The sequence below is a fragment of the Sinomicrobium weinanense genome (genome assembly GCF_018863395.1).
GTDB classification, from domain to species: Bacteria; Bacteroidota; Bacteroidia; order Flavobacteriales; family Flavobacteriaceae; genus Sinomicrobium; species Sinomicrobium weinanense.
The window spans coordinates 813,094-838,179 of the sequence record NZ_JAHKRR010000001.1 but is presented as its reverse complement, the minus strand read 5'-3'; the positions used below and the strand labels follow the sequence as shown (position 1 = coordinate 838,179).

Annotated in this window: 20 protein-coding genes; 4 read left to right on the top strand and 16 right to left on the bottom strand. The window is 46.7% G+C overall.

What is annotated here, in order from left to right; translation table 11 throughout:
* Nucleotides 1-5: 5 nt before the first annotated feature.
* The 4 genes from tamL to KN811_RS03650 form a co-directional block, all read right to left on the bottom strand.
* A complete protein-coding gene (gene tamL, locus KN811_RS03665; RefSeq protein WP_187967551.1) occupies nt 6-2,321 on the bottom strand; it encodes a translocation and assembly module lipoprotein TamL in 2,316 nt (771 codons plus the stop codon).
* A gap of 69 nt (nt 2,322-2,390) precedes the next feature.
* A complete protein-coding gene (locus tag KN811_RS03660) occupies nt 2,391-7,448 on the bottom strand; it encodes a translocation/assembly module TamB domain-containing protein (protein WP_216334664.1) in 5,058 nt (1,685 codons plus the stop codon).
* A 93-nt stretch (nt 7,449-7,541) separates the two neighbouring features.
* The gene (locus KN811_RS03655) at nt 7,542-8,729 is read right to left on the bottom strand and encodes an MFS transporter (protein ID WP_187967620.1); all 1,188 of its coding nucleotides are present in this window, start codon (nt 8,727-8,729) and stop codon (nt 7,542-7,544) included.
* Between the two features lie 56 nt (nt 8,730-8,785).
* Nucleotides 8,786-9,379, bottom strand: coding sequence for an HD domain-containing protein (locus KN811_RS03650; protein ID WP_187967621.1), 594 nt, complete (start codon nt 9,377-9,379; stop codon nt 8,786-8,788).
* Nucleotides 9,380-9,492: 113 nt separating this feature from the next.
* Between KN811_RS03650 and KN811_RS03645 the strand changes: the two genes are divergently transcribed.
* On the top strand, nt 9,493-10,053 hold the full coding sequence (locus tag KN811_RS03645; protein ID WP_187967622.1) for a Crp/Fnr family transcriptional regulator: 561 nt from the start codon (nt 9,493-9,495) through the stop codon (nt 10,051-10,053).
* A 192-nt stretch (nt 10,054-10,245) separates the two neighbouring features.
* Here the strand turns inward: KN811_RS03645 and KN811_RS03640 are convergent, their stop codons facing one another.
* The 12 genes from KN811_RS03640 to KN811_RS03585 all read right to left on the bottom strand — a co-directional run bounded on the left by KN811_RS03640 (nt 10,246) and on the right by KN811_RS03585 (nt 22,229).
* Complete coding sequence (locus KN811_RS03640) at nt 10,246-12,216, bottom strand: aconitate hydratase (RefSeq protein ID WP_187967623.1); 1,971 nt, start codon at nt 12,214-12,216, stop codon at nt 10,246-10,248.
* 212 nt (nt 12,217-12,428) lie between these two features.
* Nucleotides 12,429-13,034 carry a DUF2652 domain-containing protein gene (locus KN811_RS03635; RefSeq protein WP_187967624.1) on the bottom strand — a complete coding sequence of 202 codons (606 nt, stop codon included), beginning with the start codon at nt 13,032-13,034 and terminating at the stop codon, nt 12,429-12,431.
* Nucleotides 13,035-13,166: 132 nt separating this feature from the next.
* Complete coding sequence (locus tag KN811_RS03630) at nt 13,167-13,691, bottom strand: DinB family protein (RefSeq protein ID WP_187967625.1); 525 nt, start codon at nt 13,689-13,691, stop codon at nt 13,167-13,169.
* Between the two features lie 34 nt (nt 13,692-13,725).
* On the bottom strand, nt 13,726-14,643 hold the full coding sequence (gene nudC, locus KN811_RS03625) for an NAD(+) diphosphatase (RefSeq protein ID WP_216334663.1): 918 nt from the start codon (nt 14,641-14,643) through the stop codon (nt 13,726-13,728).
* Between the two features lie 139 nt (nt 14,644-14,782).
* Entirely contained in the window at nt 14,783-15,118 is a 336-nt protein-coding gene (locus KN811_RS03620; protein WP_187967732.1) for a winged helix-turn-helix transcriptional regulator, read from the bottom strand.
* Between the two features lie 540 nt (nt 15,119-15,658).
* Nucleotides 15,659-16,108 carry a cold-shock protein gene (locus KN811_RS03615; protein ID WP_187967733.1) on the bottom strand — a complete coding sequence of 150 codons (450 nt, stop codon included), beginning with the start codon at nt 16,106-16,108 and terminating at the stop codon, nt 15,659-15,661.
* 295 nt (nt 16,109-16,403) lie between these two features.
* Nucleotides 16,404-16,886 carry a GNAT family N-acetyltransferase gene (locus tag KN811_RS03610; RefSeq protein WP_187967734.1) on the bottom strand — a complete coding sequence of 161 codons (483 nt, stop codon included), beginning with the start codon at nt 16,884-16,886 and terminating at the stop codon, nt 16,404-16,406.
* 124 nt (nt 16,887-17,010) lie between these two features.
* Nucleotides 17,011-17,859 carry a universal stress protein gene (locus tag KN811_RS03605; protein WP_187967735.1) on the bottom strand — a complete coding sequence of 283 codons (849 nt, stop codon included), beginning with the start codon at nt 17,857-17,859 and terminating at the stop codon, nt 17,011-17,013.
* Nucleotides 17,860-17,952: 93 nt separating this feature from the next.
* Nucleotides 17,953-18,804, bottom strand: coding sequence for a universal stress protein (locus KN811_RS03600; RefSeq protein WP_187967736.1), 852 nt, complete (start codon nt 18,802-18,804; stop codon nt 17,953-17,955).
* Between the two features lie 117 nt (nt 18,805-18,921).
* Nucleotides 18,922-19,620 (bottom strand): YiaD family glycine zipper/OmpA-like lipoprotein, encoded by a 699-nt coding sequence (locus KN811_RS03595; RefSeq protein ID WP_187967737.1) that lies wholly within the window; start codon nt 19,618-19,620, stop codon nt 18,922-18,924.
* Nucleotides 19,621-19,642: 22 nt separating this feature from the next.
* Nucleotides 19,643-20,128: a lipocalin-like domain-containing protein gene (locus KN811_RS03590; protein WP_216334662.1), complete on the bottom strand. Its 486-nt coding sequence runs from the start codon at nt 20,126-20,128 to the stop codon at nt 19,643-19,645.
* 94 nt (nt 20,129-20,222) lie between these two features.
* A complete protein-coding gene (locus KN811_RS03585) occupies nt 20,223-22,229 on the bottom strand; it encodes an alpha-ketoacid dehydrogenase subunit alpha/beta (RefSeq protein ID WP_247716391.1) in 2,007 nt (668 codons plus the stop codon).
* Between the two features lie 189 nt (nt 22,230-22,418).
* On the opposite strand from KN811_RS03585, the gene KN811_RS03580 reads away from it, so the two are divergent.
* The 3 genes from KN811_RS03580 (at nt 22,419) to KN811_RS03570 (ending at nt 24,939) form a co-directional block, all read left to right on the top strand.
* The gene (locus tag KN811_RS03580; RefSeq protein WP_187965469.1) at nt 22,419-23,369 is read left to right on the top strand and encodes an isopenicillin N synthase family dioxygenase; all 951 of its coding nucleotides are present in this window, start codon (nt 22,419-22,421) and stop codon (nt 23,367-23,369) included.
* Nucleotides 23,370-23,530: 161 nt separating this feature from the next.
* Nucleotides 23,531-23,881, top strand: a complete 351-nt coding sequence (locus tag KN811_RS03575) for a translation initiation factor (RefSeq protein ID WP_187965470.1) — start codon at nt 23,531-23,533, stop codon at nt 23,879-23,881.
* Nucleotides 23,882-24,012: 131 nt separating this feature from the next.
* Nucleotides 24,013-24,939, top strand: coding sequence for a DUF1835 domain-containing protein (locus KN811_RS03570; RefSeq protein WP_187965471.1), 927 nt, complete (start codon nt 24,013-24,015; stop codon nt 24,937-24,939).
* Nucleotides 24,940-25,086: the final 147 nt, after the last annotated feature.

Here is a 25,086-nt window from a genome sequence, read left to right as displayed (position 1 = left end):
CTTTATCAAAAAGGATATCCTATCGCAAAATTCACCACCGGGTTCTCGTAGTCGAACTTCCATCGCTTTCCTTCCGGCAGCCAGGGTTTGCTAAGTGGTGCGGCCAGGTCCAGGCGTATTACAAAACCCTGAATATCGAGACGCATCCCGGCGCCTGCCCCTACGCCGAGTTCCTTTATAAAACTTCCGCTGAACTTTCCGCCGGGAAGGGCGTCGTTCTCTGTGGTGTTCCATACATTGCCGGCATCGGCAAACAAGGCTCCCTTGAGGTAAGATATGATCGGAAATCGGTATTCCACGTTGAATTCCAGTCTCAGGTTCCCTGTCTGGTCGAAAAAAGAGCCGGCGCCTGAATCTTCCGGGTTAAATGTTCCCGGACCGAGAGAACGGATACGGAAGGCCCTTACACTATACGGCCCTCCCGAAAAGAACAATTTGCTGTACGGCATAATATCCGAGTTTCCGTAAGGCACACCCAATCCCGCAAAAAATCGGGTCGCGATCTTTTGTTCCCCATTCAGCCGGAAGTGATACCGGATATCTACATCGGCTTTTGCATATTGCGAGTATTCCAGGCCCAGAAAAGTGCGGGGCCTTTCATTTCCTCCACTGAAAAGGTCTATTAAATTTCCGGCAATATCAAAAGTAGAATTAAAAAAGAACTGGTGCCTGTTATAAACATCCACCATACCGTTATAGGTAAAAGAATATGTAAGTCCGGCAATAAACTGCTGGTTAAAACTGCTTTGCAAAAAAGGATTGTCGGCCAGGATCTTTTCAAATTCCGGAGTGGTATTTCCCAGGTTCACATAATTCAGGGAAACGGGATTAAACTCATGGGTGACGTACCTGTTCGCATCCCATATATAACCGAAAGTAGAAGAGACGGAGGTAAGGCTGTATAGTTTACTCCTCTTCAGGTAATCTACCCCCAGGCTGATCTTTGTCTTTGGAATGGCGTATTTAAACCAGTCGTCCTGAATGCGGATGGGGAACAACATCCGGGGAAAGATCAGGTCGGTCTTCAAACCAAGCTGCAGGCTGTTCAGCCCGGCCTGGTCCCCTCCTGCAATCTGCATTTCATACCCGGCCGTAGCGGTAATATTGAGGATCTCCCCTCCGTTAAAGAGGTTTCTGTTGGTCACGGTTAATGCCAGGTTAGGCCCCACAAAGTTGTTGGATTTCGCTACTCCCTGTAATTCTGCACGAAGCGATCTTTTGTTCATGGGAGACAAATAAATACTGGCGGCCAGGGCCCCTGTACTATCGGTAGCCAGAGAATCGATCTCGTCATAACGGATATTCACAAATTTATAAGTCCCTATTGAAGTGAGCCTGCGGCTGGTATTCCGGGAAACGTCCGGGTTGTATTGCTGCCCTTTTTTTATGAGCACAAAAGGATCGAGACGTTTGGGTTTGAAAAAATCTTCACCCTGGATAAAATCTTTGTTATCCAGTTTTACGGTATCCCGGTTTATCGTGTCTTGCGCCACATAATTCGGATAAATGGTTACCTGTTCTATACGGTAAGGTACCGTAGCTTTCGGGGGAACATCCTTTTTGAGCCGAAGGAAGAGATCGAATTTCTTATTTTTATATTGGTTCGTGTCTGCCTCAAAGATCAGGAAGCCAGGACTGAAGTTATAGTAACCTTTGCCCTTAACTACTTTGTCCAGGCGTTCCCTTTCTGCTTTCAACATTCCCAGGTCAAACCTCGAACCGGATCTGATCCTTGTTCCACCCAGGTTTTGTTCTATATCCTTTACTACGGGAACCGTATCCGGGTCTACGACGTAATTTTCCATCAGATAAGGTTGTGCGAGCCGAACAGTATAGAAGGCTTGGGCCTCTCTCTTGTCTTTATATTTTTGAAGTTCAGAAGTAACATTGCTGTAAAAAAATCCCCTGTTCTCTAACCGGTTCCGGATAATATCTTCTGTTCTTGAGGTTTTTACATCGGAAGCATAGACCGGCTTTTCCCCGATTTTCTTGTTCAGGAATTTATTGATAAACCCCGGTTTTTCTCGCTGAACCTTGTAATGTGCGAGCAGCCCCCAGTGGACTCCCAGGCTTTTACTGTTGGGTTTGGGCTTCAACACGCCTTCCAGTTCTGTTTTAATACTCCCCAGGTCTTTGATCCCTTCTTTTAAGGAATCCGGAACCTGGACTTCAATATCTGCCCCTGTATACAGCAATTCCTCCTCCGGCATGTATTTTTTTACGCTACAGGCCGAAAGCAGCAGTGCACACACTCCTGCGAAAAAACTTTTTCTTAAAAATCCCCCGGTCTGTTTCCGTATGTTCAAAGCCCTTATGCTCATATATACTTTTTTGTTCTTCGCGTGATATCCTGCCTTAATAAAATTTTATCTGATCTCCTGATTGACACATTAATCCTCATCATTCTCATCTTCTTCTTCCCTGATGGCCTTTTCGAACAGTTCCTTGTATTTATTGAATTCCCGGGTAAATATCAGGGCAATGCCACTTACGATAAGCTGTCCGTCAATGACATTTTCATATTCGTTCTTCCGAAAACCTTTCAGTCTGTATCTGCCGTCTTGTGTGAGGAGGTATTCAATACTCACATTTCCGATGAGGGGGCTGCCCTGTCCGGGCTCCTGGTTGCTCCCCTGTATGTCCACTTCGCTGCCTACACTGACAATGACCCTGTCGTTGAACAGTTTTTTCTTTGCGGTAATATCGAGTTGTGTCCTTTCCTGGGGGCTGCTTCCCTGGTAATCGGTATAGCTGTCCAATCCAAAATCGAGCTCTACTCCCGATTCTCCCAGCAATTTATCGGACAGGGCGTTCAACTGCCCTGAAAGTGCCTGATTGAGATTGTCCCTGGCAATGGAAGCTGCTCCACCACCACTCCCGTCACTGCCGGACTCAGGGAAAAACCTTTTGAATACGAGCAGGGAGAACACCTGTTTATTGAGTTCCTCTTCCTGCTTGTTGAGCTGTTGTACCCGGCTGTATACCTGTCCGCCTATGGCTCCCTGGTTGTCTTCCGGCATATCGAGATTAAAACTGAGATCGGGTTCCATGAGCTCTCCTGCTACGTTAAGATACACCAGAAATGGTAATTGTTGCCTGAACTTCATCTTTTCCGATTCATTCATGCCCGAGATCTGGCCTGCCATTAAGGGGGAAGCGGCCACTTTTACCTCATAGGTGGCTTTCATGTCCAGCTCGGCATCCAACGGATCCCCGGCCCAGGTGATACTACTGCCCTCTGCGAGCTCAAACCTGCGCCGTACCATATTGTACAGGTTCATTTCGTAATGCCCCTTGTTGACTATGTATTTTCCGGACAGGGTGGTCCTGCCGTTGGGATAGATATTAAAGCTCAGATCTGTCTCTCCCGAGACCTGAAGGTTATCGTTAGTCCGTTCATCGATAATAACATTAAAGACCGCATTCCGGTCCAGGGAGATCAGGGAATATACCTCAAAACCGGACAGGGTGGCAGATTCTTTCCTGGTCTTGGCAAGAATATCATCGGGGTCTTCCCGGTTGACAAAGATCACCACCCCGTCCCTTTCCTCTATATCGAGCTCGGATTCGGGGAGGATATAGGTCACATCGGTTTTCGGACCTATATTCAGTTTCATACTTATCCTGGGCATGTTCAGGTCGCCCGTTAGTTTGGCGTCAATATCAAAAAAGGCCTTGCCGTAAAAAAGATCGTTATCTTCCCGGGTAGAATTGAGCACCTGAAAATCTTTGGTCTTGAATTGCAGGTCAAAAACGGGATTGAGTGCATTTTCCGTGACAACCTTCCCGTTCACAGTAAATCTATTGTCATTTTCATCCGCCAAGGCAAAATTGTCCAGGTACAGGCCTCCGTTGTCTATTTTCAGGCGTTCATCGGGCAACCGGAACAATGTATTGAGCTGTGTTACCCTGAAGCGGACATCGTTAAACCGGAAATCACCGTCGTATACCGGATCTGCCGTAGTTCCGCTGACCTTCACCTTTCCGGAGACGTATCCTCCCGGCTCGGTGATCTGCCCGTCGGCAAAGATCTCCGCAAGGCTTGTTTTCAGTTCATTCAGGTTCAGGTCCAGTTCTATTGTCCCGGTTTCATCGGCCTCATAACTCCCGGCGAGGTCCATGTCCATATCCCCACCCTTCATGTCGAGCCCGAAGTCATAGCGCTCTCCGCCGGGTGACCTGGCGTTCACGGAAAGTGTTCCGAGAGGGGCCTTCATGGCTTCCAGCTGCTCTATCTTGAGGTCGGCCAGGAACCCCGGGATACCAAAAGGGTCTTCTGCTACAATATTGCCGTTAAGGGTGCCGCTGGCGAGAGGTTCTTCAGGGTTCAGATAACTGAACAAAGCATCCAGCCCGAAATTGCTGAACTGTACGGCAATACGGTCTTTCTCCCCTTTGGCTTCACTCAGGGACCGCCCTTCAGTCGCCGCCATTTCACTCCGGATGTCCAGCTTCTGCCCGTTATGCCCAAGCCGGAAATCGTGGAATTCCACAATATTTCCATGGGTTAGAATGGCATTGGAAGACGGTATGCTCCACTGCTTTTTGTTAAGGATGAACTCCGAAGGATTGATATGAATATTCAGGGTATCCCCTATCCGGGATATTTCTGTCTGTATCCCGACAAGTTTTTCCTTTTCGTGCAAAGCATTGAAATCGAGGTAAAGTTTTTTGTCAGAAATACGTCCGTCCAGCGAGGTGTTTTTAATAGCTACCGGGCCTGCATTCAATCCCTTAAACCCGAAATGCCCCGAAAGTTGCCCGTTCCGGGAGTCGATACGAAGCAACAGGCTGTCCAGCTCGTTACCGGAATAATTGGCATGAGGCATGCGTATATCGGCTACGAGATAACGATCCTGCTCGTTAAAGTCTACCTCCATCCGTACGGTATCCAGTTCCTGGAGACCAGCCAGGAAAACATCGCTCAGGATGGGGGCATTGTTCATCCTGGCCTTTAGTTTTAGTTCCGCAGGTTTTTCAGGAACTTTATTTTGAAGCGAATCCCCTGCAATTGATACCGTATCCTGTTCATTGCCCAAAACGGACCGGAAATGCCTTTGCAGTGCGTCGGTAATTCCCGTAGGGCCTGTATTGGAATACAGGTCCAGGTTCAGTATTTTGTTCCTTATTTCTACCGAAGTGGTATCTGTGTCTGCCAGGGCTTTTAACGTCAGCCCCCCCATGGTGTAGGGATCTTTGTCATACACAGCGACACCGTCTGTTATATTGGAAGTCAGGGTAAAACTCTCGGCATTTCCTTTGAAGTCCGCATGCAGTTTCAGGGCACTTTTTACGGGCTGTTGCATGAGGCCCAGCGCTTTCAGGTCGGCTCCTTTCAGGTCAATATCGGCCACAAGCCGCGGGGAAACGGAATCGAGCTGCACGAAGGCTTCCAGGGCCACATCCACATTCTTGTCTTTATATCCGGAAGTAATGGTTCCCTCCCCGTTTGTGATCTTCCCGGAAAGCGGAAGGTCTTCTATGGTGTAGTCCTTCATCTCAAAACGGGAAACATTTGCTTCGAGGACAGCGTCCAGCGTATTAATGTCGCGGGTTTTTCCGGAAGTTTTCAGGCTGAAGTCCAGCGGGCCAAGTTGCTCATTGCGCAATAATTTTTCCAGATGGAGATCTTCTGCTACCATATCGGCATCAAAAATCATCTCCTCCCCGTTTTTAAAATTCCCGGCAAGGCTTATTCCGCCATCTGTTGTCCGGAGATCAAGTACAGCCTCTACGTCCTGCAGGCTGCCTTTGGCATTCCCGGACAGGGCGAGCGTGTCGGGGAAACTTAGCCCGAGTTCTTCTTCGTTAACGAAAGCGAGGATGTCTTCCCTGACCGTAGCGAAATCAATCCCCGAAAGATCATATCTGAGGCTGTCGGGCTCCATTACGTTACTAAGGTTCCCGTTAACATCAATAGCGGTGTTTTCTCCCCAGCGGATATTGAACACGGGGACCTTAAGAGCGTTCAGGGTGCCTTTGGTGTCTATATTTCCTTTGAGCCTGTGTTTGCCCAGGGCAAGGAGGTATTCGTTCTCTTTCAGATCGGGCTGAACATAGAAAATATATGAGGTAGCCAGGGCAAAATCGGACAGGCGAAGGCTTATTTCCGCATTTTCCGGGTGTTGTATCAGCTCGTTTATGGTGTTATAGTCCAGGGTGAGATCACCGAGGATACGGTTGTTGTTTAAGAGTAACTTAAGACCGGAAACGGTCAGGTTTTTATGATCTGCCTTTGCCCTGAAAACAAATTCCCTGAGATCGACCCCCGAGGCCTCGCGGAATTGAAGTCCATCCAGGTCTAGCCCTGCTGCCCGATCGGCCAGGAAAATATCCTTTGCGGAAAAATGAAGGTTTTCCAGGCTTATGGCATCAGCATTAAATGATCCCGGTTCGGGCCGGGAGCCGTTTGCAAAATACCTGATATTATTGTTTTCCAAAGCCACTTCCCCGATGTGTACCGTCCAGTCAGGCCATTCGAAAGGCTCATCATTTCCAACCTTTTCAACCTCTTGATTCAATGTATCTTTAACTCCCTTATCGTTAGAGGTAGTTTCAATTAAAAAATCAGAATTTTCGAGACGAATAAGGTTTGCATTTACGGAGTTTTCTACAAGATCGGCCCCTGGTAATTTCAGTGTAAAACTCCCGATGTCTACCTGTGTGGAAATACCGTCCGGGAGCGAGCGGTAATCCGCGGTGAGGGACTCTATTTCAAAATTATCGACTATGAGCCGGGGCATGGTGGTCTCCGTATCTTCCGGTTCATCGGTTTCGGAAAACGGCAGGCTTTGCAGATAACAGGCATCGGTTTTGCTGATCCGGGCTTCTGAGATGTGGAACTTCATACCGTCCAGGTCAGTCTCTTTCATCCTGAGAAAAAGTTCTCCCAGCTTAAGCCGGGCGTCCATACCGCTCACATCGTCTTTATATACCAGGTCCATATCTTCAAAACTGATCTTCCCCAGGTGTATACCGGGGGTTGTACCGGTAGTATCCGGCGTTTCAACCGCAGTAGTATCTTCACCTGCAAAAGCATCGATAAGGAACTGGAAATTGAAACCTTCCAGGGAGTCTTTCCTGATAATATTTGCCTTTAAGCCCGACCAGTCCACCCGGTCTACTGCAATATCCCTGCCCCGGATAAGGGGCCACAACGGAACATCGACCTCAAGATTCCGGGAATAGACAAGCGTGTCTCCTTTGGTATCTTCTAGAAATAACCCATCGAGGGCAATATTACCGGAAAAGGTGACAAAAAGGCGTTTTATTTCTACTCTGGTGTTGGTTTTCCCGGAAACATACGAGATGACCTTATCCACGATGATCCCCTGCCCCCAGGGACTACGGATAAAGAGAAGAAGGAGTATGACAAACACGAAAAACCCCAGCAATATCCTCGCTGCGATCCGTAAAAACTTCGATCTCTTTTTCTTCTCCTTTTTCAAATCATTCGCAAACTGAATATCAAATGTATTGCAAACGATTTATTTGACGAAGTTTTCCCGCGATTTATTTGTACTTTTACTGTAAGTGGTTTATTACCGATGCTTTACCTCCGCGCGGCGATATCGCAGATACCACATATACCCCAGGGCTATCAGCGGGATAACTGCGGCGGTATACATGATCGCGGGGATCCTGTTAATGATATCTGAATAATACCAACCGGAAAAAAACGCTCCCAGTCCGATTCCCGCTTCCAGGGCAATATATCTTGTAGCCAGTGCCCTTCCCCGTTGTCCTTCAAGGCTCATGTCTATGGTCCAGGCATTTAAGGTCGGGGGCAATATACCCATGGCCATACCGTAAACGGCAGAACCGGTCATCAACCCGGCAAATGAGCCGGAATAACCTATAAGCAGAAGAGCAACAAACAGAAAGACCAGCCCTACATATATGACCGGTGGCCGCCCGACTTTATCGGAAACCTTGCCGGCGATGATACGGACAGTCAGGGAAGATATGGTAAAAGCGATAAAAAACGCTCCTTTATTGGATATCCCCAGGTGTTCGCTCCAGTCAGGGATCAGGGTGAGAATAATACCGAAGGCCACATAGGAAAAAAAGGTGATCATAGCTGCGGGCAATACTTCGGGCGCAATAATATCTCTTTTTGTGATCCGTAGCAGCCCCGGGTTAAAGTTTTGCTTATGGCCAAGGGTTTCTTTCATGTTTACCAGTATAACAACCGAGAGCAATGCAAAGACTGAGGAAGTGTAAAACAGGATATCAAAGGAATAATGCAGCTTAACAAGACTGCCTATGGCAGGCCCAAGGGCAAAACCCAGGCTAAAACAGAGGCCCTGCAACCCCAGGGCCTCCCCCCATCGCTCTCTGGGGATGATATCTGCTACATATGCTGCTGTGGCCGTAGGGTTGAATCCCGTGGAAAATCCGTGTACAAGGCGCAGGAACAAAAAGCCCGAAACACTTCCCAGCACCGGATAGAACAGTCCGCATACAAGGCAGACAATACCTCCCGCGATCATCACGGGAATACGGCCAATAGTATCTGTTAACCTGCCGCTAAAAGGGCGGGACAACCCGGCAGTGAGCGTAAAAAGGGAAATGATCAGTCCTTTGTATTCCGCACCTCCCAGCCTGCTCAGGTAGGCCGGAAGTTCGGGAATAAGCATATTGTAACTGGAGGAGAACAACAATGAACTGAGACAAACCAGGCCGAAGCGAAAATTGTATACAGGGCTGCTAAATGCAAATTGGGACATAATGATTGTTAAAAAATATACACATGAAATATACGCTTATCCGTAGCTCTTTACATTTACTGTTCTCTTAATATGCCTTGGTCCACACTCTCCCGGATCCGGGCTTCTGAATAGTCCCAGATCCTGGCAGAACCATTTTTGATCACTTTTACTTTTTCCATGACTTTCGGATAACTGATGTCAAACTCGGCCCAGGTACCGCCCTTGTTGGAAATGTTTTGCAGTACCGGTTCAAACCTGTCCAGTGTTCTGGCAAATTTTGCTTCCGGGGAATTTCTGGCTTCGAATTCCTGCCATATTTTAATGAGTTCTTCGGCCTGATCTTCGGGGAGCACGCCGAATATCCTTTTTGCGGCTTCCAGTTCTTCTTCTGTATTGTCGTGGCCTTTTACGGTATCGAAAAGAAAAGTGTCTCCGGCATCTATTTCCACAATATCGTGTATCAGTACCATTTTAAGTACTTTAAGCAGGTCTATGTCTTCGTCGGCATGCTCGGCAAGTACTATGGCCATCACGGCCAGGTGCCAGCTATGTTCGGCATCGTTTTCATTCCTGTCACTGTTGAACAGCCGGGTCTTGCGCCGGATATATTTCAGTTTGTCGATCTCATGGATAAACGCTATCTGTGCTGCTAATCTGTTGGATGGCATAGGACGATTGTTTTGAGTTATTTGCATTTACTATTCTTAGAAACTGTCTAAGTTTTATCCTTTGCAAAGGAAACATTACTTTTGATAATGAAAAAGGACATTTGTCCCATATTATGATACGCATCAACAGGGAATTATTACAATACATTACCGAACTGCAAGATTCGGGCATCACCTGTGAGACCTACGGTCCCGGGGAAGAGATCATTGGCCAGAAGAAAAGGGTGCTTTCTGTCCGCATTGTAAAAAGCGGTATCGTAAAATGCTACCTGACCGAAGACAACGGCAACGATTTTATCCAGGAGTTTTTTGGTGAAGGCGAGATCTTCGGGGAAATCGAAGTACTGAACGGTAATCCGAGCTTCTGTGCCCTGGAAACCATTACGGATACGGAAGTCTGTAAAATTCCGGGCGACCGTTTCGGGGAATTATTGCAAACTGATAAAAAATTCAACGAATTAATCCTTAAAGCTCTTGCCTCCAAAGTGCACTACACGGCCATACGGCATTCCTACCACCAATCGCACGCCATAGAGGATAACCTGCTCCGGTTAAAAAAACAATTTCCCCGGCTTATCGATGTGATTGCCAAGCGGGATATTGCCAACTATCTCGGGGTGACGTTGAGAAGCCTGAACCGGACCATTAATGGAATGAGAAACAAAGGGATATAGAGGCTTCATAAAACAATGACTTTAATTTATTGCATGAAAAATACAGCCCGCAGATCTCGTAAATAGGCGCTGATTTTTATTGCTTTCTGCGAAAATCAGCGCCATCCGGGGAAAAATTCAGGGAAGTATTTACCAGGCAGATTGAAAATCAAATGGCATTTTTTTGTCAAATATTTTAGTTTGTCCGTTTATTTAATCTGCCAGTTTTTGTTTAAAATCATTGATGATCCCTCCTACGAGCAACACCCGTATCTGCCGGTCGCTGAGGGAGTGTTTCGTAGGTACCGTTAAGGTCTTTCCATCTTTTTTTACAATTTTCACTTCAATATCTTCCCGGTTCTTTACATTCGCTACCAGGTTTTTGAAACCCACCATGTCTCCCTGGTCTATTTTGTCGTAATCGTTGTTATTCACAAATTCGAGGGGAAGGATACCGAAATTCACGAGGTTTTGCCAGGCGATGCGCGCATAGCTTTTAGCGATGACAGCCACTTGGCCGAGATATTTCGGCGCTATGGCAGCGTGTTCCCTGCTGGACCCCTGGGCGTAGTTGTCGGCTGCAACTACGATATGTCCGCCAAATTCCTCTTTGCTTTTCATCGCGCGGTCATAAAAGGTCTCATCGATCACTATGTAGGCAAATTTACTGATCTCCGGCAGGTTGCTCCGGAAAGGCAATACTTCTGCCCCTGCTTTCAGGATCTCGTCCGTAGATATGTTATCTCCCATTTTCAGCAATACCGGAACCTCGTAATTGTCGCGTAAAGGAGATATCTGCGGCAGGGATTTGATGTTGGGGCCTTTTTTGAGCACGATCCCTTCCCCATTTTCGGGAGGAGCGACCAGCATATCGGTGTTGATGATCTCTTTTTCCGGGGAGCGGTATTCCGGGTAGGTCATCCCGTATAATTTTTCCATATCACGGGGATCGGTTATTTTCCCGGTAAGGGCAGATGCGGCTGCGGTTTCAGGACTGCACAGGTGAACCTGGTCGTCCTTTGTTCCTGAACGGTCGGGAAAATTTCTCGGCATGGTCCGCAGGCTTATGGTCCCCGACGCAGGTGCCTGCCCCATACCGATACATCCCATACAACCGGACTGGTGAAAACGGGCTCCTGCCTTGATAAGATTGGCAAAGGCCCGGTTATCGATCATGTTTTGAATAATTTGTCTGGAGGTGGGATTGATGTCAAAGGAAACATCCGGGCTGGCAAATTTATCCTTTACAATTTCGGCTGCGATCCAGAAATCGCGCAGGCCGGGATTGGCGGAGGAACCGATGACCACCTGGCTGATGGGTTTTCCTTCTACCTCGCGAACGGGAACTACATTTCCCGGACTGGTGGGCAACGCAATAAGCGGAATGAGTTCGTCGAGAACAATCTCATCGTGCAGGTCGTACTCCGCACCTTCGTCGGCCTTTAATTCCGTCCAGTCATCTTCCCTTTCCTGTGATCTCAGGAAATGCCGGGTTTCTTCATCACTGGGAAATACGGTTGCGGTAGCTCCGAGTTCAGCCCCCATATTGGCAATGACATGCCTGTCCATCGCACTAAGGTGTTTAAGGCCGTCCCCGTAATATTCTATGATCTTGCCTACCCCGCCTTTGACGTCATGGCGGCGAAGCATTTCCAGGACCACATCCTTGGCGCTCACCCAGGGCGGTAATGTCCCGGTGAGCTTTACCCCCATAACTTTTGGCATTTTCACATAATAGGGTTGTCCGGCTATGGCTGCCGCTACATCCAGCCCTCCTGTTCCGATAGCCAGCATACCCAGCGATCCGGCAGCACAGGTATGGCTATCCGACCCAACCAGGGTTTTCCCGGGCTTTCCGAAACGTTCCATATGTACAGGATGGCTTACTCCGTTCCCGGGACGGCTGAACCACAATCCGAATTTCTGCGCTGCGGAATGGAGGAACAAATGGTCGTCTGCATTCCTGAAATCCGTTTGCAGCAGGTTGTGGTCTACATACTGAACCGCAACTTCCGTTTTGGCACGTTTGAGGTTCATCGCTTCCAGTTCCAGTTGCACCAGGGTACCCGTGGCATCCTGCATCAGGGCCTGGTCTATTTTTAACCCGATTTCCTTTCCGGGGATCATTTCACCCTCGATAAGATGAGAACGAATAAGTTTTTGCGCTACGTTCAATGCCGGCATAATATATGATTTGGTTATAAAAGGGTTTGAAAAGACTGATGGAAACATCCCGGTATTTCGCATATTACGGGAAACATTCTTCTCAAAGTTAGCAAAAACGCCACGGAATTAAAATGTTTGGAGGTTAAAGTTTCACGGAAGACACCTGTGTTCGGTAATCGGTGTATTTTTTTGATAAACCAGATACTGATTACCGATTACCGAATTACCGATTACTGAATCCGTACGGGGGCATAGTTGTAATACGTATAGCCAATATCCTTCAGGCTACCGTTCATTTCGTGCAACGGCCGATAGTCCAGTGCCGGGGACAGGGCTTTTACCAGGCTGTCGGACATCAATATATAGGTATTGCTCTTTATCGGGTTTTTGAGTAACTGGTGGGCTTCCACGACCACGTTTCCATACAATTTCCGGAATTTACCTATACTGTATTCGGCAAATGAGCCGTAATGTGCGATCAGTTTCAGTGAAAGGTCAATTTTTCTGCCTACATACTTTTCCAGCCGGGACAGTCTCTGGTTAAAACTCCTGAGCATGATCTCGTATTGCCGCATGATCCACTGCATATCCGGGGGCATGGTGTAACCGTAAAACAATACGGCATCTCCTTCTATTTCGGAAACTTTAAGATTGAGGATATTGCTGTTTATTATGGAAGAAAGCAAATCCTGTATAATGTATTTTCCGGTCACGGCATCGATATCGCGAACAAAACTGGTAAAACCACTAATATCCGGAATAATGATGATCCCTTTTTTCTCGGCAGAAGTGTCGGGGAATCTCCGGGCCGGATTTAAAACAGGTACCTTTTTCATAGCAGAATATTTTTAGAACAAATCTCTTTTTCATCTGCCCCGGATAACAAGCGGGGTATATTATTATAGTCGGATCTGTTCTTAAAATATTTTAAGGAACTGTCTAAATTTTTTCACCGGGAAACGAATCCCTTACAGATATCTCTCCTTAATGATATTGAAATGGCGCAGTTCGTGACCGGCAATATGATATACCAGCGCGCGGACACTCCAGTACAGCCCGCTCGCGGAACGCCCTCCCCTGTCCAATGCGGTTTTGGGCAGGTTTTCGAAAAGGGTTATGGTGGCTTTCCTTACGGCTTCGTATTCGGAAAAAATACTTTCCAGGCTTCGGGATCCTGCTTCGGAATATCGAGCATAGGAATTCTGTTCAAAACCGTGAAGAGGGGTATCGTCATTCCTGGCATAACGGAGTGCCCGGTAGGCAAAAATACGTTCGTCATCTATGAGGTGTACCAGGATTTCCTTTATGGTCCATTTACCGGTATCGTACCTGTAATACAGCTTTTCTTCGGGCAGCCGGTAAATAAAATCCCGGATCTCTGAAAAATTCTGTTCCAGGTGTTCCAGTATTTTTCCGTCCTCTCCGAGCAGGTCCATGTAAATACAGATGTAGTCGGGGTATTCTTCGGGCAGTGGTTTATTTATGATCCGCATGGCAACGATATAATATTTTGATTTTTACTCCTATCTATCGGACCTTGCTTTCAACGCATTCGTTATTTTCTACCCAATGCTCTATAAGGGACCGGGCGATAGAATCGCTTTTAGAAAGGACCAGCTGGCCGCTGGCGGCCAATTCCCTGATCTCTTTTGCCGAATACCACGCGGCATCCTTGATCTCCTCGTTGTCCACGCAAAATGCTGTTGTTTTAACTTCTGCCGTAAAACCGATCATTACAGAGGACGGGAACGGCCAGGGCTGGGAGGCAACATAGGTTATATGCTTTACATCTACGTCCACTTCTTCCTTCATTTCACGCACCACGGCATTTTCCAGGCTCTCCCCTACTTCTACAAAACCTGCAAAGGTAGAACAGCGATACCCGTCGGAAGTTTTTACGCGGTTGAGAAGGCACAGGGGTTCTCCGTTTTCCGGGCGGTATTCTATCAAAACAATAACAGCCGGGTCTATCCGTGGATATATGATCCTTGCACAAGAGGCATTGGCACATATTCTGCTGTGTCCCCGTTCCAGGCTCCGGGTGCTATGCCCGCATGTTCCGCAAAAGGCATTCCCGGCATTCCATTCCGCAAGTCCCTTGGCATAGGCCAGCACGGCCGCGTCTTTTCTGCTCAGCCGATGGGCTATTTCACGCAGGTCGTAAAAACTGCCCTTCCCTGTAAAATGGCCTAATATCCCGTCTTCCAGGTGCGACAGGTCGGTACACAGTATTTCACTATGCCCTTCACACCCCAGAAAAAAGAGCCGGTCGGAAAGAGCACTCTCTTTCCCGGTAAAAGGGACAAAGGGACTGCCCTTGTGATCCGTAAAAATTTTACCTTTCCACAAGTAGATCGTTTTGCCGGTGAAAACTTCACCTTCCTTTTTCCTGAGGTGCGGAGCCCTGTCAAACCCCGTATTGCTATAATATTGTACTGCTTTCATCTGTTTATTTTTTATTTATCGGCCCGGTAAACTCACTATAAATTTTCACAGGTTATGTTTCGACAAACCCGGCACAGCATGGAATGCCCGGAACAAGCATGTCGGTTGGCATAACAATTTTGCTTATGGGCATTTCATATTATTTGTTTTCTTTCAGGTTTTGTGCCCAATCTTTTGCCCATTTACCCAGCGGAAACAGCATTTTAAAAAGTTCTTCGCCCGTTTCCGTAAGGGCATAACCTTCCAGGGTCTTTGTGACCATACGGGCCTGTATCAGTTCTTTTATTCTCTTGTTGAGGGTGGTCGGAGAAATGGTTTCGCAATATTCCTGAAGTGCGCGGAATGTACCGGGGCCTGCCGAGAGATGCCATATGATCCCCATGGCCCAGCTTCGCCCCAAAAGATCGAAAAGTGCCATGATCGGTTGACCTGATCTGGAACCCCTTACAGGTTTTCCGGGTGTTGGAAATGCCATAGTTTTATCTTTCACTACATTTAGTGTAGCAAAGCTACATAATATGTAGCGGTCAACAAAACAATTGTATTTTATTTAACAGCAAACATTTTTCTGCGAGGTAAAAGGCGGTGGTATAAAGGCAGGGTTAAAAGATTGATAGGAAATTGACCCGGCTACGCCGTAAGATTGAAGGAGATTAAAATGTTTAAGATCAATCTTCCGATACCTATAAAACTCATTTCGCAAGGCGAGGCGAATCTTTTTCTGTTCTACGGACGATGAAGAATGATTACAAAAAGGTATCTTTAGAAATATTGTGCACAGGCCGATCCGTTAAGGAGCAATAAAGTAACTGCCATGCCGCAATGCCGTTTTCTTTCTCTGTGTGTTTATGACCTCCACGGAATGGTGATATGCAGCCAAGCCACACAGAGAAACGGACTTCGAAAAGTTTTTCAGAATATCCCGGAAAACGCCTCCGTAATTTATGCACGTATTTACAACATAGATAGAGATATTATAAATGCCGGGCGATCCGGGAGGAATAAGCTTTATGGATTAGACTCTTTTTACGCGAACCGCATTCATTCCCCTGGGCCCTTTTTCCAGTTCAAAGACGACTTTGTCGTTCTCTTCTACGTCATCCAGCAGGCCGTTGATGTGAACAAAATATTTTTCCCCTGTTTCCTGCTCCCGGATAAAGCCATAGCCTTTGGAGTTGTTAAAGAAGGCCACTTTGCCGTGAAACTCAGACGGAAGTTCGTCTTCTTCTTCTTTTTTAGGGATACCTATTACAATACTTTCCGCATCTATTTCTGTCTTGTTTGCCGGGTCGGGCGGGGTGTCGGTCAGACGGCCGTATTCATCGACATATACCAGCATATCTTCCAGGTTGCTGCTTTTGCCACTTGCTTTACGTTCTTCTTTCTTTTGCTGCTTTTCTTTTTTCTTTTTCAGCCGCTTTTTCTCTCTTTCTTTTTTGCCAAAACTCTCTTGTGATCTCGCCATATAGTCGTCAGGTTTTTAGTGAATGAAATAATTGCCGCGTTATGGTAAGCGGCCGGCAGGTCGTAGAAATAATAGCCGGAGAGCAAAACGAGGGGCAGTACCGGCAACTGCCGGATAGAAGGCCTGAGCATTACTTTAAGGAGTATTTATACGATTCCCGCCGCGTAAAGGTACGATAATTGTCCGGAATCTCATGAATTCTCCCGAATTTACGCCGGGCGAAGACGTATACTTTACAGGAAGCTAAAATTCGAGCTGCAAAGCGGGGCTTCCTATCCTGTTTTCATCCGGGTCATTATTCTTTTTCGCCGGAAGACCCCGAAGCTATCCGCATATTCAAAAGATGGCGTTGAAACCCGGCTTTTTCATAAGCTCTTATCGCGGCCAGGTTATCGCTGTAAACATCCAGCCGTATTTCGCTGATATTACGGGAAAGGCTCCATTGTTTCAAAGCATCCACAATACGTTTGTTGATCCCCCGGCCACGGTATTCCGGGTGTACATACATGAAACCGAGATAGGCGTACTTCCCGTGTTTAAGGAAAGATTTGGCATCCATAATACGGGCATAGCCCGAGCCAACGGGTTTTCCATCGCTTTCGGCAACCACGACTTCCGTATCCGGATCGAGGATAAACGCTTTCAGATCGTAATAGCTGATCTTTTCTTCTTTCAGGGTTTCGTCAAAAGGGCGTTCGGCCTCGATAATGCCCTGTTCAAATTCGAGCAGGGTGTCCAGGTCGTCCAAAACCGCTCGCCTTAGCTGTATTTCTTTCATATGATCCGGGGTATCTGGTTAAAAGATTGATAGGGGATTGAACCCGCTACGCGGGAAGATTGAATGAGATTGAAATGTTCAGGATCAATCTCCCGATAACCATCGGGATTCAATCTTCTTCAATCTATTTCAGGGTGTCCTTATGCAACACCAGTAAAGGTGTGGTACTGTGATAACTCATGTTCTTCACGGGGGATTTCCCGAGCAGGCTATCCATAAAATTCCGTTTTTCAGCAGCCATACAAAGAAGGTCTATTTCCCTGCTTTCCACAAAAAGCCGGGTGGCCACATCGAGAGGAGCGTCGGTAAGCAGGAAAAAAGAGATATCAAAACCTTCAAAGGCTTTCTCTATTTCTTTTTTTATCTTTTCCTTTTCCCCGGTCCATTCGTCCCGTTTTTCCATGACGTGATAGAAACGGATACCGGCTTTGAATTTCTCTGCGATCCGGAATAGCGGGGCAAGCCCTTCTTTACGGTACGCAAATTCGTAATCGAGGGCAAAACCTATTTCATCGATCTCCTGGAATTCCAGGTCCTTCGGAACAGCCAGTATAGGGCATTTGACATTGCCGATAAGGTTGGAGGTATTGCTTCCCAGGAAAAGGTCCCTTATCCCCCCTGCTCCGTGCGACCCCAGGACCACTATATCGATCTTTTTATCTTTTACAACGTCCTCCACCGCATCTGAAAAAAGATCGAACCTGGTCACAGTCTCTATCTTGTGTTTGTTGTTATTTGTTAAAGACGCTATTTCACCTGCCAGTTCTTCCAGTTTTTTCGCGGCATCGGTCTCGGCACTGGACAACATTTCTTCCGTAGTCCTCGAGGCCAGCGTCTTCCGGCTTCCCAATGTAGGCGGGAGTACATGAAGGAGATAAAAGGTACATTCGATATCTTTAAAGAGTTGTGAGGCATATGTTATAGCATTCCACGCGTTATCCGAGAAATCGGTGGGCAAAAGCACTTTTTCCATTGCAGATTGTTTTATTTAATTCCCTGTACCGGAAAGCCCGGGACCTGGGTTTTATTTGTACGAAAAGCTCAAATTTATAAATTATCGGTGAATTTACCCCACCTCGTTCTGTAATATTAACAGGGGAATATCGATATGGTAACACATGTCCCGGGTATGGCTTAGCCCGAACAAATGTTGGAGAAAGCTGTGTTTCTTGGCCACCATACACAACATTTGTATACCCCGGCTCTGTACAAAAATGCGTGTGGCCGTAGCCAGGGAAGTATCTGTAAGCAGAAAGAACTCGTGCCGATGTCCGGAAAACCGTTTTTCCATTTCCTCCCGTACCTGTTTATTTTTTTCCGTAAGTTCGGCCTTCTTCTGGATAACGTGATATATCCGGATGACGGAAGAGAATTTATCGGCGATATGAAACAACACCTCCAGGTTCCTCTCCCGGTATTCGGTATCGTAATCGGTAGCAAAGGCGATCTCTCCGGGTGATGTAAACGAGGAGGATTCCGGAATGGCCAGGAGCGGGATCTTTATTTTTCCTATAAGGCTTGCGGTATTACTGCCCACCAGGGCTTCTTTGAGGCCACTTGCTCCGGTGGTGCCCATAACCACCATGTCGATCTCCTCTTCCCGGCACACTTCCGTCACGGCATTGGTAAAATAGTCGAACTTGGAAATGGCTTCAAAACGGTGTTTTTCATCCGGATTGCCAGACATGATCTTTTCGAGGGACTTTTTAAGCCCTTTCACAGAAGAAGACTTCACCGCATCGAGAAGTGTTTTCGTTGCCGCCGATGACGTCATCACCTCCCCGGGATTAATAGCATTCGGAGAATAGGAATTGAAAAGGAAAAACACGGTTTCCTCTCCGCGGTACATGGAAATGGCATAGTTTATGGCATTCCATGCGTTATCAGAGAAATCAGTGGGTATCAGTACGCGATGCATGATGTATCCTTTTGTTTATAAAAAGGTACGAAAAAAACACGAAACCCCTGTAAAAAAAATGTGGGGGCGCAATGTATCGCGCCCCCACATAAAATATGGTACGGTAATCACAACAAATTATTGTGTGTTTTTCTTCGCTTCTTCTTTTAGTTTTTCATTGGCCACAATAGCAACCTCTACCCTTCGGTTTTTGGCCCTGCCCTCTGCTGTGCTATTGTCGTACTTGGGCTGGTCTTCGCCATACCATTTGGTTGTAAACCTGCCTGAGGACAATCCCTGGCTTACGAGGTAATTGGTCACGGATTCTGCCCTTCGCTGGGAAAGCCCGGTATTGTATTCTGCCCTTCCGGTATTATCGGTATGTCCTTCTACAAGGATAAGGGAATTAGGGTATTCCTTGAAAATACCGGCGAGTTTGTTCAGCGTTGTTGCAGACGCCGAGTTGATATTGTATTTGTCCGTAGCAAAATACACCCCGCTTTTCTCATCGAAGGTTACATTGATCCCTTCTCCTACACGGGTCACTTCCGCTCCGGGGATCTCTTCTTCGATACGTTCGGCCTGGCGGTCCATACGGTCACCGATATATGTTCCGGCTGCACCGCCCACAACACCTCCGATAATGGCTCCGAGTGCGGAATTCTTTTTATTGCCTACATTATTCCCTATAATACCACCGATCACAGCTCCTCCAGCTGCACCGATCACGGCTCCTTTTTCCTTTTTTCCGGCGTTTTGTACAGCGTCGCATCCTGTTGTCATAAGGGCTATGGCAAGAAGGCCGGCTCCCAATTTTTGTAATGAATTGATTATCATAACTGACTTTTATATTTTTAACTTAATAAGATCTTGAAAAATGATATACTACGGTAATGGGCTCTCCTTCTACCGTGGTATTGGTTTGCAGGGTCATTTCCTGCTGGTTGAGGCTCACGATATCGAGCCTGTAACCATAGCCTCCGCTGACATCTTTTCTCTTCTCATCTATAAACTTAAACTGAAGCTGGTTGGTTCCACCTCCCGTTTCGTTTACGGACCAGCGGATATTCCGCACCCCGTCCATACATTCCGCCCCGGGATTGATGGTGTAGGTGCCGGTGCTGTTACTGTTCCGGAAGAACCACTGGCTTCCCTTGAAGCAGTCGTCCGAAACATCGTTAAAGAGAACGGATTTGAAATTTCCACTGTTACCTGCGTAAGTAACTTCATTCAAAATCCAGTTGCCGACAATAGCTCCTCTGTATTCCCTGTTGACTTTGGAAAGTGAACAGGAAGAAGCCACAAGGACAACCAATAAGATAAGGGTTACACGAATTTTTGTCATAATTTATGTATTTTTTATGTTTAAAAATACGTAAAAAAAATCAATTTATTATAAAAGGGAATAATTAAATGTCATCCCGCCGCCTTATTCGATATCAGTATACCAATAATCGGTGTAATGCAGCTTTAAACCGTTGTCTGGGCAAAAAGCCTTCTTCCAGTGCACCGGCAAAGGGCACAGGGGTTTCCAGGCTACCGACCCGCTGCACAGGGGCATCGAGGTGTTCAAAACAGTTTTCTACGATCATAGCAGAAATATCGCTGGCCACCCCGCCAAACAGGGTATCTTCCTGGAGAATAATAACTTTCCCGGTTTTCCGTACGGAGGTGAAGATGGTTTCCGTGTCTAACGGTTGTAAGGTGCGAAGGTCTATGAGGTCCACACCTATCTCCTGATGTTCTTCCAGGGCTTCGAGGGCCCAGTGTATCCCCGCCCCGTAGGATATTACGGTAATATCGTTGCCTTCCCGGAGTACGGAAGCCTTGCCCAATGGCAAGGTGTAATAATCTTCCGGGACTTCCTGGTAAATACTGCGGTATAAGGCCTTGTGCTCAAAGAACAATACGGGGTTAGGGTCTTCTATGGCAGTAGCGAGCAGGCCCTTGGCATCATAAGGAAAAGCCGGGTATACCACCTTTAGTCCCGGGGTCTTTGTAAACCAGGCTTCATTGGTCTGTGAATGGAATGGCCCTGCTCCTACTCCTGCGCCACAGGGCATACGTACCACAACGTCGGCATGCTGCCCCCAGCGGTAGTGTACTTTGGCCAGATAATTCACCAAGGGGTTGAACCCGGTCGATACAAAATCGGCAAACTGCATTTCCACAACGGCTTTCATCCTGTTGATGGAAAGTCCCATGGCGGCAGATACAATGGCAGATTCACAAATAGGGGTGTTCCGAACCCGTTCCCTGCCGAATTTTTCCGCAAAGCCTTCGGTTACCTTAAAAACCCCACCGTATTCGGCAATGTCCTGCCCCATGACCACGAGATCATCAAAACGTTCCATGGCCTGTTCCAGCCCCTGGGAAACAGCATCGACAAGGCGGATGTTCTTCATGGAAGGGCCGGGAACAGTTTCCCGGTATTCGAATTTGCCGTACACGTTGCCCAGTTCCCTTTCTTCATCAAAAGTCACCGGGGCTTCGTCAAAGGCTTTTTTCAGGTTTTCCTGTATCGCAGCAGTCATTTGTTGCCGGAGGAGCTTATCCTTTTCCCCGGAGAGTATCCCTTCACGGGTCAGAAATTCGCTGTAATGGGCTATGGGGTCCCTGGCTTCCCAGTACTCCATAAGTTCGGCCGGAACATATTTGGTACCGCTCGCTTCTTCGTGCCCCCTCCTTCGAAAGGTCTTAAACTCAAGTAATACCGGCCGGGGATCTTTTCGCATGCTTTCGGTCAGTTCTGACACCTTATTATATATATCCAGGATATTGTTCCCGTCTATGATATGTGCTTCCATGCCATATCCGGCTCCCTTGTCGGCCAGGTTTTTACATTTAAACTGCTCCTCTACGGGAGTGGAAAGCCCGTAACCGTTATTCTCCACGCAAAATAAAACGGGCAGGTCCCATACGGCAGCTACATTGAGCGCTTCGTGAAAATCTCCTTCGCTCGTTCCCCCTTCCCCGGTAAATACGGCAGTTATCTTTTGCTCTTTCCTTATTTTATGAGCCAGGGCAATACCGTCGGCAACCCCCATTTGAGGTCCCAGGTGCGATATCATCCCCACAATACGGTATTCCTGAGTACCGAAGTGAAAACTACGGTCCCTGCCCCCGGTAAACCCGCCGGCTTTTCCCTGCCATTGCGAAAAAAGACGGTGTAACGGCACTTCCCGGGTGGTAAACACCCCCAGGTTGCGGTGCATGGGCAGGATATACTCGTCTTTTTCCAGGGCAGAGGCCACCCCTACTGCAATTGCTTCCTGGCCGATACCGCTGAACCATTTGGATATCTTACCCTGCCGGAGCAATACCAACATTTTCTCCTCTATCATCCTGGGGAGCAGCATTTTTTTGTATAAACCGAGGAGTTCTTTATTGCTCAGACCTTTTCTGTCGTAAGTGAAGGCCATATCTTTGGAGGTCACGGGATTCATGTATAATATACTTTATTAACCGTATCAAAAGTAGGAAAAAATAACATTAAGGTATGCTAATGTGATATTTTTTTATGTTGTTAATAACTATCTTTTTAAATTAGCCTGCTAATTGCCTAACTTTGTATAAGAAAGCACAATATACTCCGGAAAATACCAACAGGGATTCCGGCTTCAAATACGGAATACATGAACAAGATACCAAGTGTGGACCTAAGGGAGTTTCTCTCGGACGATCCCGATAAGAAAAAAAAGTTTATAAGAGAGATCGGCGATGCTTATGAGCAAATAGGTTTTGTGGCGCTTAAGGGGCATTTCCTTTCCGATCAGCTGGAGAAGGATCTATACACCGAAATAAAGAAATTTTTTGCCCAGCCCGAAGACATTAAAAAGAAATATGAAATTGAGGGCATCGGCGGGCAACGCGGTTATACTTCCTTCGGAAAAGAGCACGCCAAGGGACGAAAAGAAGGCGACCTCAAGGAATTCTGGCACTTCGGACAGTATGTAGAAGACGATCCCGAACTGGAGGCCCAATACCCGCCGAATGTTATTGTGGAAGAACTTCCCCGGTTTAACGAAGTGGGAAAGGAAACCTATAAAATGCTGGAAAAAACAGCCAAATATGTGCTTAGGGCACTGGCATTGCACCTGGATCTGGAAGAAACCTATTTCGACAAATGGATCAGGAACGGCAATTCGATATTGCGCCCCATTCACTACCCACCGATAACCCGGGAACCCGAAAATGCCATCCGTGCCGCAGCCCATGGAGACATTAACCTGATAACCCTGCTCATGGGAGCACACGGTAAAGGGTTACAGGTACAGAACCACAACGGAGAATGGCTCGATGCCATTGCCGAACCGGACGAGCTGATGATCAATGTCGGAGACATGCTTTCGCGCCATACCAATAACCGCCTTAAATCTACCATACACCAGGTAGTAAACCCACCCCGTGAACTGTGGGGCACCTCCAGGTATTCCATCCCTTTCTTTATGCACCCGATCAGCGAAATGCCCCTTAATTGCCTGGAAAACTGTATAGACGACGAGCATCCCAGGTTATATGAAGATATCACTGCAGGCGAGTTCCTGCACGAACGCCTCGTAGAACTCGGGCTTATTAAAACGTAAGAACATCAATATGAAGGGCGCGTATCATGGAAATCCCACAAACACAACCCGTTGATTACCTGGAATTTATAATCATTATTACTTAATTGTTGTTAAAGAATATACGTTAACCATTTTTTATACGTTTACTTTAAGATAGCCTTGTCAAAAAAGGGAGAAACATGGGCAACAAAAACAAACTGAACAATCTGGAAGACCTGGGAAACTTTGTTTTTTCTACCGGAGAACAACCTGTTTTCGAAGAAGAAGAACCGGAAAGCCTCTCCCCTGCCGAACAATATCTGGAAGCTCATTTCAGCAATAAAGGCAGAGGCGGAAAAACAGTTACCGTCATCCGGGGATTTCAGGGACCGGAAGAAGACCTCAGGGAACTCGGAAAATTCCTGAAGACCAAATGCGGTGTCGGGGGTTCCACCAAGAACGGAGAGATCATCATACAGGGGGATTACCGCGACAAGGTCATGGAATTACTGAAAAACGAAGGCTACCATATAAAACGCGTAGGCGGATAGGATCGTTTTTTAATAATTGAACATAAGGTTAAGCAAATAACAAAAAGTCAAAGTTATTTGATAAAAATATAAAAGTGGTTTTAGGCTCATATATAAAACATATTTTTGGCTAATCTAAACAAACCATAAAAATGACTACAACCTTGCACATTACCAATGGAGATGGCTTTACTTCGCATCTTAAAGAATTAAAGCTGGAAGGAGAGATCATTACCTGGAGAGAAATGCTCTGTGAAGGGAGGACTATGACGGAAGTGGGCAGCGAATCGTTCTGGAAGGCCCGTTTTGAGTTTTTGAACAAGAATTACAAAATCTCCAAAACCAATTTCATAGAGGCCACACTAAAGGAATACAGGCGATTGTGTAACCAGAAGAGTCAGGAAGAGATCGTTCTGTGGTTTGACGAGGACCTCTTCTGCCAGATCAATATGATAGCGGTCGTCAGCTGGCTGAAGAAACACCGCAAGGGAGCACAGATCTCCCTGGTCTGCGGAAAGAAAAAGGGGAACAAATCTTTTATCCTTACCAACCACACCAAACAGCAACTACTCAAATTATACGATTCACGAACACAACTCACACAGGACGATATAGAATATGCCGATTACATCTGGCAACTTTACTGCAGCGACACTCCCCTCCGACTCGAAACCTTCTCTAAATTCAACGCCTCCCAATTCCCTTACCTCACCGACGCTATTGCCCTTCACCTGCACAGATTCCCCACAGTTAAGAACGGATTAAATCACCTCGAAAACAGCACCCTGGAAATTGCGGCCGGCAGAAAAATAGTATCCAGGGAAAAATTTGTGGAGACCCTGATCAAAAATGAGAGTAATTACGGCTTCGGGGATTTGCAGTATTTGAGGATCATCAATTCCATAAAGCCCTTATTTAAATCGTTCAACCCGGTAAAACTCAGCCCTATGGGCAAAGATGTGTTGAACAAAGTACAAAATTATTATCCCTTTATAAAGCGAGACGATATTTATCTCGGGGGGACCCAAAAATACAGCTTCCTGTATCACGAAGATACAGCCAGGTTATTGAAATTATAATACCCCCCGAAAAAAACAACAGCACCGGAAAGAAGGGCATTTTGTCCTTCTTTCTGTTTTTAACGATATTTTGAATTGACATAGGACCACAGGACGTATGACTTAGTATTTTCGTATGTTCTTATCTTAAGTCATAAGCCTTATAGT